General features: G+C 69.3%; 8 protein-coding genes and 1 pseudogene. 5 read left to right on the plus strand and 4 right to left on the minus strand.

Features of this window, described 5'->3' with window-relative positions; translation table 11 throughout:
• Window positions 1-56 precede the first annotated feature (56 nt).
• Window positions 57-956 carry an MBL fold metallo-hydrolase gene (locus tag I4Q42_RS09705; protein ID WP_198575861.1) on the plus strand — a complete coding sequence of 300 codons (900 nt, stop codon included), beginning with the start codon at window positions 57-59 and terminating at the stop codon, window positions 954-956.
• 156 nt (window positions 957-1112) lie between these two features.
• Here I4Q42_RS09705 and I4Q42_RS09710 read toward each other — a convergent pair whose 3' ends face one another.
• Window positions 1113-3158, minus strand: a complete 2046-nt coding sequence (locus tag I4Q42_RS09710; RefSeq protein WP_198575862.1) for a TonB-dependent siderophore receptor — start codon at window positions 3156-3158, stop codon at window positions 1113-1115.
• Between the two features lie 51 nt (window positions 3159-3209).
• On the opposite strand from I4Q42_RS09710, the gene I4Q42_RS09715 reads away from it, so the two are divergent.
• A complete protein-coding gene (locus I4Q42_RS09715; RefSeq protein WP_198575863.1) occupies window positions 3210-4382 on the plus strand; it encodes a DUF1624 domain-containing protein in 1173 nt (390 codons plus the stop codon).
• Window positions 4383-4416: 34 nt separating this feature from the next.
• Here the strand turns inward: I4Q42_RS09715 and I4Q42_RS09720 are convergent, their stop codons facing one another.
• Entirely contained in the window at window positions 4417-5442 is a 1026-nt protein-coding gene (locus tag I4Q42_RS09720) for a heme-binding protein (RefSeq protein WP_198575864.1), read from the minus strand.
• A 484-nt stretch (window positions 5443-5926) separates the two neighbouring features.
• On the opposite strand from I4Q42_RS09720, the gene I4Q42_RS09725 reads away from it, so the two are divergent.
• Window positions 5927-7468 carry a GNAT family N-acetyltransferase gene (locus I4Q42_RS09725; protein ID WP_198575865.1) on the plus strand — a complete coding sequence of 514 codons (1542 nt, stop codon included), beginning with the start codon at window positions 5927-5929 and terminating at the stop codon, window positions 7466-7468.
• Window positions 7469-7586: 118 nt separating this feature from the next.
• Here I4Q42_RS09725 and I4Q42_RS09730 read toward each other — a convergent pair whose 3' ends face one another.
• A complete protein-coding gene (locus I4Q42_RS09730) occupies window positions 7587-10517 on the minus strand; it encodes a long-chain-fatty-acid--CoA ligase (RefSeq protein WP_198575866.1) in 2931 nt (976 codons plus the stop codon).
• A 922-nt stretch (window positions 10518-11439) separates the two neighbouring features.
• Between I4Q42_RS09730 and I4Q42_RS25955 the strand changes: the two are divergent.
• Window positions 11440-12012: pseudogene (locus tag I4Q42_RS25955) on the plus strand (sensor histidine kinase); the annotation flags it as partial.
• A gap of 139 nt (window positions 12013-12151) precedes the next feature.
• Window positions 12152-12532, plus strand: coding sequence for a response regulator (locus tag I4Q42_RS25960; protein WP_232793019.1), 381 nt, complete (start codon window positions 12152-12154; stop codon window positions 12530-12532).
• Between the two features lie 175 nt (window positions 12533-12707).
• Here the strand turns inward: I4Q42_RS25960 and I4Q42_RS09740 are convergent, their stop codons facing one another.
• On the minus strand, window positions 12708-14207 hold the full coding sequence (locus tag I4Q42_RS09740) for a bifunctional aminoglycoside phosphotransferase/ATP-binding protein (RefSeq protein ID WP_198575867.1): 1500 nt from the start codon (window positions 14205-14207) through the stop codon (window positions 12708-12710).
• Between the last annotated feature and the right edge of the window lie 24 nt (window positions 14208-14231).

Genomic DNA, 14231 nt, shown 5'->3' on the forward strand with positions numbered 1-14231 from the left:
CAGGGTTTACGGTTCGTTAAGCGCAAGACCGGCGCCGCTTGGGGTGAGACGCCGCCATGATCCCCTTCGTCCGCGAGATCGAGTTCGAGTACGGCCGCTGCGACCCGGTCTCGCCGCTGATCCGGCGGGTGATCGCCGACAATCCGGGGCCGTTCACCTACACCGGCACGGGCACCTACATCGTCGGCTCGGGGACGGTGGCAGTGATCGACCCCGGCCCCGACCTGCCCGCCCACCTGGACGCCCTGCTGGCGGCGATCGAGGGCGAGACGGTGAGCCACATCCTGGTTACCCACCACCACGCCGACCACTCTCCCCTCGCCGGCCCGCTGGCGGCGCGGACGGGGGCGCGGATCTGGGGCCGGACGGCCCCGGCCGTGTCGGTCTCCGAGGAGACGGGCGTGAAGCTCGACGCCGAGGACGACGGCCACTTCCGGCCCGACATCGAGATCGCCGATGGCGACGTCTTCGAAGGTCCCGGCTGGACGCTGGAGGCGATCACCACGCCCGGACACACCTCCAACCACGTCTGCTTCGCCCTGAAGCAGGAGAACGCCCTGTTCAGCGGCGACCACGTCATGGGTTGGTCGACGACGGTGATCACCCCGCCCGACGGCGACATGGGCGACTATTTCGCCAGCCTGGCCAAGATCCAGGCGCGGGGGTTCCAGACCCTGTGGCCGACCCACGGTTCGCCGGTGCGCGAGGTCGCGCCGTTCCTGCAGGCCTATGTCGAGCACCGCCGGGCGCGGGAAGCTCAGGTGCTGGCTGCCCTGGCGAACGGTCCGGCGAGGATCCGGCAGATGGTGCCGGTGCTTTACGCCGCCGTGGATCCCAGGCTGCACCCGGCGGCGGCGCTGTCGATGCTGGCGCATCTGATCCAGCTGGTGCGCGAGGGGCGGGTAAGCTGCGACGGCGAGCCGGGGTTGGAGAGTGAGTATCGGTTGGCGGAGTAATCCCCTCCCCAGCTCCCCTTTTTGCCTCCCTCGCCCTTGTGGCGAGGGCCCATGCCGACGACCGCTCAGACCTTGGCCGTTCGATAGAGGTCTGAGCGGCTGAACGATGGGTCCTGGGCACAAGGCCCAGGAAGGCAGAAAAGGATCGGCTAACGGCTACAGCCGCGCCCTCACCGTCGCTCGCACCGTCCGGGGCGCGCCGGGGAAGATCCAGACCGGGCTGTAGGAGCTTTGGGCGTAGTGCTCGTCCAGCAGGTTGTCGACCTCGAGGCGGGCGTCGAGCTTGGGGGTGATGGCATATTCCACCGCCGCCTTGGCCTTCCAGTAGGAGGGCAGGATCAGGCCCGAGCCGTCCAGCGCCCCGGCCCGGTCGCCGACGTAGGATCCGCCGACCGTCACCGACCACTTGTCGAACCGGCCGACGGCGAAGGCCCCGCCGGAATGCTCGGGCACGTTCAGCACCGCGTCGGTGGCGAAGGCGACGTCGTCGGCGGCCGCGTCGGTCCAGCTGTAGTTGACGACCACGCGCCAGGCCGCGCTGACCTCGAAAGACCCGTCCAGCTCGACGCCGCGGCTGGTCAGCTTGCCGACGGGAGCGAGGAAAGAGGCGTCGATCGGGTCATTGGCCAGGATGTTGCGCTTTTCGATGTCGAACACCGAGACGGCAACGTCGACGCCCGGCCAGGCGCCGGCCAGGCCCAGCTCCCAGCCCTTGCCCTTCTCGGGCGCGAAGCCTTGGCCCGCGCGGCCCGTGCCGGAATTGAGCAGGAACGAGCGGCCGTAGCTGGCGTGGGCGGTCAGGGCGTCGCTCAGCCGGTAGCGAGCCCCGAAGCGGTAATCGACGGGCGAGCCCTCGCCGCGTCCAACCGCGCCGGTGCGGTTGTTGCGGATGGTCTGGCGATAGCCGTCCACCCGCGCGCCGGCGAAGACGCCGAGGCGATCGGAGACCTGCCACAGGTCCTGGGCGTAGAGGGTCGCCACCCGCCGGGTCTCGCGATTGTCGGTGAAAGGCAGCAGCGACAGGGCCGCGCCGCCATAGACCGGGGCGTCGATCGAGATGGCGTAGGGCGCGGCGGCGGTCGGGTTCCGGCGCAGCAGGCCCTCGCGATAATCGAGGGTGTAGCCCTTCACGCCGATATTGAGGTGGTGGGCGCCCAGGCGGCCGTCGAGTTCGAGGCGGCCCGACAGGTCCTCGACGCTGTAGTCGCGCTGGCGGCGCTGGCGCCACAGCTCGCGGCCGACGAGGCGCGACTGGTCGCTGGAGAAGCCCTGCATGTCGCCGGTGCGGTAGGCCGCCCCCGCCGTCAGTCGCCAGTCGGGCGAGAGTTCATACTCGCCGGTGACCTGATGGCGTTCGTTGCGGAAGCGGGTCGTGCCGTCGCCCGGCTCACCGAAGAAGCGCGAGCGCGGAATGGCCAGGGCGTCGCCGCCTACCGCCGGGACGCCACGATCGAAGGGCGCGTCGAAGACGGTGAACTCGCCCACATAGGTCAGGCGCAGGACGTCGGTCGGCCGCCAGGTCAGGGACGGGGCGATGGCGCGACGGTGCAGATCGACATGGTCGCGCCAGCCGTCGCTGCGCTCGTCGGCGACGACCAGGCGGGCGGCCAGGGTGTCGGAAAGCGGGCCGGTGACGTCCAGCTCGGCCCGGCGCAGGCCGTAGGAGCCGACCGTGGCCGCGACGCTGCCGGCGCGGGTGAACTGCGGGGTCTTGGAGACGATGTTGACGCGGCCGGCCGGGTCGATGTCGCCGAACAGGGCGCCGGCCGGGCCCTTGAGGATCTCGATCCGCTCGGCCGTGGCCGGGTCGCGCGGCGGCGCCAGGCCGCGATTGGCCAGGAAGCCGTCGACATAATATTCGGCCCCGCCGTCGGGCGTGCCGAGGAAGCCGCGGATGGCGAAGTTGTCGAGGAAGCCGCCGCGGTTGTTCTGCTGGCTGACGCCGCTGGTCAGCTCCAAGGCGTCGGCCAGGCGGCCCGCCCCGACCGCGTCGAGCAGGTCGCGCTCGACCGAGCGGCTGGAGGGCGAGGTGGCCTGGGTGATCTCGCCCGCCCCGAGGGTGGCGTCACGGGCCGCGCCGCGACGCCCCAGGATGACGATCTCGCCCACCGCGTGGGGCTCAAGCTCGGCTGGCTCGATGGCGGGCTCGGCGGCCGACAGGGACAGCAGGCACGCGCTGACGCAGCTCCACGACAGGGGCAAGAGGCGACTCCATTTGTAATGTTATTACATATCAGCTATGCCGCAGACACGATGCTGTCAACCGCCCCCTCCCCCGCCGCTTCTTCCGGCCGGATCGCCGCCATCGACGCCCTGCGCGGCCTGGTCATGCTGCTGATGATGGTCGACCACGTGCGGGAGTTCTTCTTCATCCACGCCCAGGTCTCGGACCCCATGGACGTGCAGGCCACTCAGCCGAGCCTGTTCTTCACCCGCCTGGCCGCACACCTTTGCGCGCCGGTGTTCGTGGCCCTGACGGGGCTGGCCGCCTGGCTCTATGGCCGCAAGCAGGGCGACGGCGATCCGCGCGCGGCGGCGCGGGCGGCCAGCGGCTTCCTGTTCAAGCGCGGCCTGTTCCTGGTGTTCCTGGAGCTGACCTTCGTCAGCTTCGCCTGGACCTTCGACCTGACGCCGAGGACCTATTACCTGCAGGTGATCTGGGCGATCGGCCTGTCGATGATCGCCCTGGCGGCGCTGGTCCATCTGCCGCGCGCGGCGATCGCCGTCGTCGGCCTGGCAGTCGTTCTGGGTCACAACCTGCTGGACCCGATTGCCATCGCCCAGGGCCAGCCCGGACACGCGATCTGGGCGATCCTGCACGACCGGGGCTTCATCGACCTGCCGTGGGGCGCGCGGGCGCGGACCTCCTACCCGCTGCTGCCTTGGATCGGCGTGGCGGCCCTGGGCTACGCGATCGGCCCTTGGTTCGTCGCGACCTGGCGCGACCGCCGCAACCGCCTGCTGTTGACGGGGCTGGCGTCCCTGACCCTGCTTCTGCTGCTGCGGAACCTCAACGGCTACGGCGAGGCGCCCTGGGTGCATGACGCCAGCCCGATCCGCACGGCGATGAGCTGGCTGAATTTCACCAAGTACCCGCCCTCGGCCGATTTCCTGCTGCTGACCCTGGGCCTAGGCGCGCTGCTACTGGTGGTGCTTGAGAAGGTCCCGTCCCGGCTGCTGGCTCCCTTGGCCGTGCTGGGAAGCGCGCCGCTGTTCTTCTACCTGATCCACCTCTATGCTCTGCACCTGCTGCAGCTGGCGGCGGTCGCGGCGCTGGGTCCCAACCAGGGCGAGGTCTGGAGCCTGCCGGGCGTGTGGGCGATCTGGTTGACGGCGGGGGTGGTGGCGATCCCCTGCTGGTACGCCTGCCGCTGGTTCGGGCCGGTCAAGCGCGCCAGCCGGCAGCCGTGGATGAAGTATCTGTAGCGAGCGTCCGTTTCCGGTCGCCCGCACAGGTCGGTCAGAGAGCGTCGCAGGTGATCTCGGCGCTGGCGAGCGGCGCCGGCGGCGGCTCGGCCGAGATCCGCTCCATCGTATTGATGCTCACATGCGGCCACTTGATCAGGCCCCGAACGTTGTCGGTCCGCTTGAAGAAGTCGAGCATGACGACCTGATGGTACATCATGATGAGACGGGGCAGTCCGTCCGATCCGAGCTCTTCCAGTTCCATGATCCAGAAGGTGGATTCCATCTCGGTGGGGTTGGCCTGGTCCACGACGAACGGGATGTTGATTATCCCCGCCGTCGAGATCTTGGTCGAGAACCGCAAGGTGGTCGTCTGCTTGATCGGCCCGAGCGCGCCGAGGCTGGCGACCAGCAGCGCGTGCGTCTGATCCGGCCTGAACAGGTTTTCGAACGGGTTGTCTATGAAGTGCTTGTAGGGCGCCAAGTAGCGAGAGGTCTCCGGATCCGGATTGCCCACGCCGATCGGCAGCCCGCTGAACGGCGGGATGACCGGCGCCCCCGGCGTCGGCGGCTCGCTGTCGCCCAGGGCCAGGATCGAATCTCCATGGGGGATCGTTCCGAGCCGCGCGATGTCGATCGGGCCGTCGGTCTGGTTCTTCATGAAGAGGAAAAGACCGGGTTCGTGATGGATCGCCGAGGGAACCGGCTGCTTCAGAGGACTGGCTGGAAAGTCGGCGGTCGCGATGTGCACGACCCCTTGTTCGTAATCCAAAGCGACCAGCGCCTGGTCGGTTTCGGTGGTCGGCGCGACGGGCGGGTTGGGCTGGATGCCGCGGTTCGGAACCCCGGTGTCCTTGGTGGTGATGACCAGCCGCTCATTGTACTGGTTCATCAGCAGGCGGTAGTTGAAGCCCTCCCCCGGCGCCGTGGCGAACGGCAGGGCGATCATGTTCCAGCCGCGGCCGTTCAGCGGACCTTCGTCCGGCTTCTGCGGGTCGCGAAGATTGGCCCAGATGCCGGGAAGCAGGGCGAGCGGCCCGAGGTCTGGATCCCCCGACTGCGCCTGCTCGATCTTGCGCACGGCGTTTGTGTATTCGTTCTCGTCGTAGGCCTGTTCCACCTTGCGTATCTCCATCAATGCATCTGACGAACTTCACTGCGGACGAGGACGCCACACACGCGTTCACGACGCCCATCGACTGGCGCGCCATCACCAAATTCATTTAATTCATTCGACGTAACACTGAGACAGCAGACAAGAAGAGCGAACGAAGCCCTTCCCGTTACTAAGCGTTACTTCACGAAAATATGCGGCACAGTTGCAGTCAACATTGCCTCGGGATCACGGCGCGCCGCTCAGGAGGATTTCACTCCTTCAGCGCATCGCGTTGATCAGCGGCAAAGTTAACGCCGAAAAGTTGCATTGTCAATTTATACACTCGAGCGTGCGGGCGAGACAAAGACGCTTCGCCAGGGCTTTGTCCGATACTCGACAGACGCCCTTCCCGTAGGTGAAATAGCCGTTGCGGCGCCCTCTCCGCGCCGAGGTCGAACAGCCGGGTCCAATGTTCAGCACCGACGAGCGCGCGCGCCTGGCGGCCCTGCACGAATACGGCCTGGTGGACACGCCGCCCGAGGCCGCCTTCGACCGCATCACGGCCCTGGCGGCCGAGATCTTCGGCACGCCGATCGCCGCCATCACCCTGATCGACGCCGACCGCCAGTGGATCAAGTCGATCGTCGGGCTGGAGCCGGGCGGCACCCCGCGCGAGGACGCCTTCTGCCACTACACCATCGAGTCCGACGAGGTGACGGAGGTGCTCGATCCGGAGGGCGACGCGCGGTTCCGCGACAATCCCTTCGTCACCGACGATCCCAACATCCGCTTCTATGCCGGAGCGCCGCTGCAACTGGCCAGCGGCCATCGGCTGGGGGCGCTGTGCGTCATCGACCAGCGTCCGCGCGCGCCGCTGACCGCAGAGGAAAAGCGCCGGCTGAAGGCTCTGGCCCAGATCGTCGTCAACGAGATGGATTTGCGCCTGCTGGCCGCGCGCAGCGAACTGCTGACCCGCCAGGCCCAGGCGGCGACCGAGGCCAAGTCGGAATTCCTGGCCAACATGACCCACGAGCTGCTCACGCCGTTGACCAGCGTCATCGGCTTCAACGGCCTGCTGGCGGCCTCGCCCAACCTGCCCGAGCGCGAGCGGATGCTGGCGACCAAGGCCAAGTCGGCGGGCGAGAAGCTGCTGACCATCGTCAACGACGTGCTCGACCTGGCCCGGCTCGAGGCCGATGGCGCGGGCCTGAACGACGAGTCGATCGATATCGGCCAGACCGCCCGCTCGGCGATCGAGCTCTTCGCCGAACGGGCCCAGGACAAGGGCGTGGCCCTGGTCCTGGAGATCGGGCCGGACCTGCCGACCGTGCGCGGCGACGCCGCGCGGCTGCGCCAGATCCTGGTCAACCTGCTGGGCAACGCCCTGAAGTTCACGCAGGCCGGCGAGGTTTCGCTGCGCATCGCGGCGCGGGACGGCGGCCTGGCCCTGGCGGTCGGCGACATCACCGTGGAGAGCACGCCCGGCGAGGGCTCGACCTTCACGGTGACGCTGCCGGAGGCGGCGGTTTGGCGGACGAATACGGGGGACTTCGGCATGGACATTCGAGAGGCCGATCTGGGCGAAGCGCGCACGCAGGACCTGCTGCGGCTGCACCTGGCCGGCATGCACGCCAACTCGCCGCCCGGCCACGTCTTCGCGCTCGACCTGTCGGGCTTGCGAGCGCCGGGCGTGAGCGTATGGAGCGCCTGGTCGGGCGAGACGATCATCGGGATCGGCGCCCTCAAGCGGCTCGACGACGGGACCGGCGAGGTCAAGTCGATGCGCACCCACCCCGATCACCTGCGCAAGGGCGTGGCCGCCGCCCTGCTCGAGCGTGTGATCGACGAAGCGCGAGCCCAAGGCCTGAACCGGCTGAGCCTGGAGACCGGAAGCGGCCCGGCCTTCGATGCCGCGCTGTCGCTCTATCGCCGCCGCGGCTTCGTCGACGGCGAGGCGTTCGGGGACTATGTGGCCAGCGACTTCAACCAGTTCCTGCATCTGGCGCTCTAAGTCCTCCCCCTTGATGGGGGAGGGTTGGGTGGGGGTGGTGCGGCTTTGCCGGCTGAGCCGCCGTGTCACCCCCATCCCCGACCCTTCCCCCATCAAAGGGGGAAGGGAGAAGAGCTCCCTATCCGCCGATCACCTTGAGGATCCCGCTCACCCGGCCGCAGTTGCGACCCAGATCGCCGCCGGCGTCGCGGGCGACCGAGCGGATGTCGACGCGGGCGCCGGCGGTATCGGGACGGACGCGAATGACGAGGTCGTCGCGCATGCCGAACCAGAAGCTCTCGCCGCCGGCTTCCAGGCGGCCGTCGATCGGATCGTCGGTGACCAGCTTCAGGCCCTTGGCCTGGACGGCGGTCTTGGCGGCCTCGTAGGCGTCGGCGGGCGAGCGTTCCAGCACCAGGGTGCGGGCGGCCGGGCAGGTCTCGGCATTGACCTCGGCCACCCGACGGCCGGCGAACAGCTCCGAGCCGACCGGCAGGCTGGGATCGTCGAGCACCGGGGCGGCGGCCTCGCCGCGGGCGTTCATCACCGCCTCGGAGAAGGCCAGCGGGGCCTTCCAGTCGGTGGCGACATCGCCGACGGGCGCGGCGCGGCCGCCCAGGCTGGTGGCGACCAGCAGCACGCCCAGGGTGGCGGCGGTCATGCCCAGAGCCAGGACGGCCCGCTTCCAGTGACGCCCGATGCCGCCGATCATGGCCACGATCAGGGCCAGCACGTCCGTGCCCAAGCTGAGCCAGGCGATGCGCGGGGCCAGGTCCCGGGTCAGCAGGTCATAGGCGATGGCCTTGTCCAGCCCGCCGAACCGCGCGCCCAGGGCCGCGCCGACGATCAGCACGGCCGGCAGGGCGGCGACCAGCACCGCGACGAGAAGGATCGGCGAGGCCCAGTCGCCTTTGCCGCCGGATGCGGCCTTGTCGGGCTTTGCCGCCTTGGCCTTGCGGCCCGGCTGGATCGGCATGGCCAGCGGCGCCTCCTCGGCGACGAACACCGGCGGGGCGTCGAAGGCCGCCTCCGGGGTCGGGGCCAGGGGCTTGGCGTCGGGCTCGACCAGCGGGGCGTGCGGGAAGACGTCTTCCGGATCCTGCGCCACGGCCTGGGCGACCGGTTCGGGATCGGGCAGCGAAGCGGCCAGGGCTTCGGCGGTGACGGGTTCGGACGCGGGCTCCGGTTCGCTGACCTCCGCTTCGGCGGCCTCAGTCGCGACCGCTTCCGAGGCGAGGATCCGGGCGGCGACCACCTCGGGTTCGTGCGCCGGTTCGAGGACGGGCTCGGCCTCGGCGGCGACCTCTTCCACCGGCTCGTCCGGCTCGCCGATCTCCTCGGAAGCCGGCTCGGGCGCGTAGAGCACCGGCGCGGCGGCGCCGTCGGCGGCGGCCAGGGTCGCGGCGCCAGCCGCCGCGACGGCGGTGGGCAGGACGTAGTCCTTCATCCGCTGGCGGATGACCTTCTTGTCGATCTTGCCGGTGGCCCCCAGCGGGATCTCGTCGACGAAGACCACGTCGTCGGGCATCCACCACTTGGCGATCTTGCCCTGCAGGAAGTCGAGGAACTCTTCCTTCGTCGCGGTCTCGCCTTCCTTGAGCTTGACCAGCAGGATCGGCCGCTCGTCCCACTTGGGATGCGGCACGCCGATCACGGCGGCCAGGGCGGCCTTGGGGTGGCCGACGGCGATGTTCTCGATCTCGATGGTGCTGATCCACTCGCCGCCGGACTTGACCACGTCCTTGGCCCGGTCGGTGATCTGCATGAAGCCCATCTCGTCGATGGTCGCCACGTCGCCGGTGTCGAAGAAGCCGTCCTCGTCGAGAATCTTGCCGCCGGCGCCCCGGAAGTACTCGGCGGCGATGATGGGCCCGCGGATCTTGAGATGCCCGAAGGCCTTGCCGTCGTGCGGCAGGGCCTTGCCATCGTCGTCGGTCAGCTTCAGCTCCACGCCCATCGGCGGGCGGCCCTGCTTGAGGCGATAGGGCATCTGCTGGTCGTAGGGCAGCTTTTCCAGCGCGTCGGTCATGGTCGACAGCGTGCCGACCGGCGAGGTCTCGGTCATGCCCCAGGCATGGACCACCTCGACGCCGTACTTCTCCTGGAAGGCGCGGATGATGGTCTCGGGACAGGCCGCCCCGCCGATCACCACCTTCTTCAGGGTCGAGATCGTGCCGTTGGTGCTTTCCAGATGCTGCAGCAGCATCTGCCAGACCGTGGGCACGGCGGCCGAGAAGGTGACGCCCTCGGTCTCCAGCAGTTCGTGGATCGCCGCCCCGTCCATGCGCGCGCCGGGCATGACGATCTTGGCGCCGGTGGCCGGAGCCGAGAAGGCCACGCCCCAGGCGTTGGCGTGGAACATAGGCACCACCGGCAGGATCACGTCGCGCTGCGACAGGCCCATGACGTCGGGCTGCATGGTGATGAAGGTGTGGAGGAAGTTGGAGCGGTGCGAGTACATCACCCCCTTGGGGTCGCCCGTCGTGCCCGAGGTGTAGCAGAGGCCCGCGGCCGTGCCCTCGTCGAACCCGCCCCAGACGCAGTCGGCCGACTGCTCGGCGATCAGGTCCTCGTAGCAGAGCAGGCCCTTGAAGTGCGGGGCCTCGCCGGCGAGCTGGAAGTTTTCCGGCATGTGGTCGCGATCGGTGAAGACGATCACGTGCTCGACATTGGGCAGGCGCGGAATGATCCCCGCGATGATCGGCAGGAAGGTCAGGTCGGTGAAGATGACCTTGTCGCCGCCGTGGTCGGCGATCCAGGCGATCTGTTCGGGGAACAGGCGCGGGTTCAGGGTGTGGCAGACCGCCCCGATGCCCATGATCCCGTACCAGGTCTCGATGTGGCGGCCGGTGTTCCAGGCCAGGGTGCCGACCCGGTCGCCGGGCTTGATCCCCAGGGCCAGTAGCAGGTTCGACACCCGCTTGGCGCGATCGTGGATCTCGCGATAGGTCGTGCGGACGATGGGGCCCTCGACCGACCGGGTGACCACCTCGCGGCCGCCGTGCCACTGGGCGGCGTGGTCGATGATCTTGTCGAGCGTCAGAGCGCCGTGCTGCATCAATCCTTGCATCGAACCCGCTCTCCCGCGTCCTGCTTATCGTTGTTCAGAAGAGGCTAGCGGCGCCCGCCCCGGGGCGCAACGCATGCCTCCCGTTGGGCGAGCGCGCTTTGCGCCCGCCTGCACGCAAGTGTAGAGTTCAGGGCTGGACACACGGCCGCGCTGATCGGCCGCACCGACCGTTCACTCCCCAAACGGCGTTTTGCAGATAGCTTCAGCGCAGCCTGGTTCGCCCAGGCAGGAACGGAAACCGGGAGCGTAAGCCTTGAAATGGCTCGACGCACTAGGCGCCGATGAACGGCTGAACGAGGTGGCGGGCGACACCCACCGCCTGTTCGTCACGCGCCTGGCGACGGCGGCGGTCGTGGCCGTGGTGATCGGCGGCGCCCTGGGACCGCTCAAGGCGACCCTCTGGTTCTGCGCCCTGGTCGCCGGCGAGGGGCTGGCCCGGTTGATCACCCGGCGGTTCGGCGGCCCCGCCAAGACCTCCGACCGGCTGCGGGCGCTGTTCGTGCTGGGCTCGATCCCGATCAACGGCGCCTGGAGCTGGCTGGCCTGCGCCTTGTGGCTGTTTCCCGACCAGGACCTGCGGATCGCCGCGGTGTCGGTCTGCGCCGGCCAGGTGATCTTCTCGCTGAACTTCCGGCACCAGCCGCTGAGCCTGCTGATACTCATGGCCGCCCCGCCCCTGACCTGCCTGCTGTTGTTTCCGCTGTTCCCCAGCGTCCAGCACGGCGGCGAGGCGGCGACCAACCGCTGGGCGCTGCTGATGGTGGTGGCGACCACGGTCAACACCATCCTGCTCAATCGCGCCGCCGCCCGCCGGATGGACGACCTGACCCGCGGCCTGCGGCTGGAAAAGGAGCGCGCCCTGGCCGCCTCGCAGGTCAAGTCGGTGTTCGTGGCGACCATGAGCCACGAGATGCGCACGCCGATGAACGGCCTGCTGGGCCTGGCCCACGCCCTTAAGGCCACCAAGCTCGACGAGCGTCAACGCGACTATGTCGACCTGATGCTGCATTCGGGCGACAGCCTGATGCAGCTCCTGACCGACGTGCTCGACATCGCCCGCCTCGACGCCGGCGAGACCGAGCTGACGGCCTGCGACTTCGACCTGCACGATCTGGTCCACGCCGTGGCCGACGCCTGGACCGACATGGCCATGGCCCGGGGCCTGACGGTGGATGTGCGCATCGATCCGTCGGCGCCCCAGAGCCTGCACGCCGACCCGGCCCGCATCCGCCAGGTGCTGGGCGGGCTGATGTCCAACGCCCTGAAGTTCACGCGGCTGGGCGGGGTGCGGATCGAGGTCTCGGGCCTGGGCGCGGCGGCCGATGGCGTCGAGCGGGTGGAGGTGCGGATCGCCGACACCGGTCCGGGCATCGACCCGGCCTATGCCGACAAGATCTTCGAGAGCTTCACCCAGGCCGACGAGAGCATTTCCCGCGCCCATGGCGGCATGGGGCTGGGCCTGACCATCGCCCGGGCCCTGGCCCGGCGGATGGGCGGCGACCTGACCCTGGAGCCGGCGACGCGGGGAGCGAGGTTCCTGTTCCAGATCCGCGCGCCCCGGCCCGCGCCCCCCGCCCCTGCCCGCCGCCAACGCCGAGGCCCTCGAGGACGAGGAGGCCACGCCCCGCGTGCTGATGGCCGAGGACAATCCGATGAACCAGATGGTGGTGCGGCTGATGCTGGAGGCCGCCGGCGTCGACCTGACCGTGGTCGAGGACGGCCGCCAGGCGCTGGACGCCCTGCGCGCCTCGCGCTTCGACTGCGTGCTGATGGACATCAACATGCCGGTGATGGACGGGGTCACGGCCCTGTCGGAAATCCGCTCCGGCGCGGCCGGCCCCTCCGACACCCCGGTGATCGCCCTGACCGCCTCGGCCATGGCCGGCGACCGCGAGCGCTTCCTGAAGCTGGGCTTCGACGAGCACCTGGGCAAGCCGGTCAAGCCGATGGACCTGATCAACGCGATCGTGGCGACGCTGGATCGCACGCCGCCGCCCCAGGCGGCGGTGGGGTAGCCGGGCCCCTTCTCCCCTTGCGGGAGAAGGTGGCGGCCGAAGGCCGACGGATGAGGGGTCTCTCAGATGCGAGACACTTCACCCAGTCGGATCGCTGTATGCGACTTTCAGTTCTGAGAGACCTCTCACCCGACCTGCTTCGCAGGCCACCCTCTCCCACAAGGGGAGAGGGAAATCACCCCATCTGTTCCGCCAGCGCCCGGGCCTCGTCCTCGAAGGCGCTGACGGTGTCGACGCGGCGCCAATCGATGTCGCCGGTGTCGCGGGAGAGCTGGCTTTCCAGGACGGCGACGTCGGCGTCGGAGGCGTCGTTGACGCGGGCGGCGACGCGGGCGCGGAGGACTTCGGGCGGGGCTTCCAGCCAGACGCCCTGGAAGGCGACGTCCAGCGACTTGGCCAGAGCCTCGGCGCGGGCGCGCTGCTCGGGCTTGATGAAGACGGCGTCGACCACCACCGAGCGGCCGGACTTCAGGACCAGTTCGGCGTCGCGGAACAGCTCGTCATAGACCTTGTCGCTGACCTCGGCCGTGTAGGCCTCCTTGGGCAGGCGCTCCAGCGAGGGCACGTTCCACAGGCGCTTGCGGATCTCGTCGGTGCGCAGCACCACCGCCCCGGGGGCCGCGCCCAGGCCCGGCGCGCAGACGCGGGCGAAGGTCGACTTGCCCGAGCCCGACAGGCCGCCGGTGGCCACCAGGCTGACCGGCTTGGGCGCCAGATGCTCGATGGCGGCGGCCAGATAGGCGCGGGCCGACTCGTCGTCGCCGGTATAGGCCCAGACGTGGGTGCGGACGGCCGCGCGGACGCTGAGCATCAGCGGCAGGGCGGCAAGCCCGGTCCACAGCCCTTCGCCGAAGGTGCGGGCGGCCTCGTCGAGATAGGCGTTGAGCACCCGGCCGGCCGCGTCGCGGCGACGGCGGAAGTCGAGATCCATCAGCAGGAAGGCCAGGTCGTACTGCACGTCGATATCCGACAGGGCGTCGTTGAACTCGATGCAGTCGAAGAGGATCGGCCTGCCGTCCTCGATCAGGATGTTGCCCAGGTGCAGGTCGCCGTGACAGTGGCGAGCGAAGCCCTCGGCGGCGCGGGAGTCCAGCTGTGGACCCAGGCGCTTGAAGGCGATCTCGGTTTCCTCGACCAGCCGCTCGACCGCCTGGGCGCCCAGACGAGGGGCCAGGCCCCGCAGCAGGTTGGCGTTGGAGGCGATGGTGTAGCCCAGGGCCGAGACGCCGCCGCCCTCGGGGCGCAGCGACGCGCCGGCGTGGAACTGGGCGACAGTGCGGCCCAGCGAGTCTTCCAGGGCGTCGTCGATGGCCCAGGGCTGGGAGGCCAGCACGGCCTCGCCGTCGAAACGGCGCATCTCCAGCACGTATTCGACGATCTCGCCTTCGCCGTCGATCTCGATGCCGCCGCCCTCGGCGCGGGTCAGCTGGCGGACGGCGCGATAGATGTCGGGCGCGGCGGCGCGGTTGAAGCTCAATTCGCGCTGCAGCGACCAGCGGCGCAGTTCCAGGGTCGAATAGTCCAAGAAACCGAAGTCGACCGGACGTTTCACTTTCCAGGCTGACTCGCCGACCAGGAACACCCGCGCGCATGAGGTTTCGATCGTCTGGTCGGCTCTCGTGCCGAACCAGGCCGCCACTTCCTGCTCGCGCGTCGCTTCCGCGTCCTTGATCACGCCAAAACCTCGTCTTCAGCCGCC

Source organism: Caulobacter hibisci (assembly GCF_016135805.1).
Taxonomy (GTDB): domain Bacteria; phylum Pseudomonadota; class Alphaproteobacteria; order Caulobacterales; family Caulobacteraceae; genus Caulobacter; species Caulobacter hibisci.

What these genes read in the sequence shown, in the direction of transcription:
- I4Q42_RS09730 (WP_198575866.1), bottom strand. Translation starts at nt 10,517, where the DNA reads ATGCAAGGATTGATGCAGCACGGCGCTCTGACGCTCGACAAGATCATC.
- I4Q42_RS09725 (WP_198575865.1), top strand. Translation starts at nt 5,927, where the DNA reads ATGTTCAGCACCGACGAGCGCGCGCGCCTGGCGGCCCTGCACGAATAC.
- I4Q42_RS09705 (WP_198575861.1), top strand. Translation starts at nt 57, where the DNA reads ATGATCCCCTTCGTCCGCGAGATCGAGTTCGAGTACGGCCGCTGCGAC.
- I4Q42_RS25960 (WP_232793019.1), top strand. Translation starts at nt 12,152, where the DNA reads ATGGCCGAGGACAATCCGATGAACCAGATGGTGGTGCGGCTGATGCTG.
- I4Q42_RS09715 (WP_198575863.1), top strand. Translation starts at nt 3,210, where the DNA reads ATGCTGTCAACCGCCCCCTCCCCCGCCGCTTCTTCCGGCCGGATCGCC.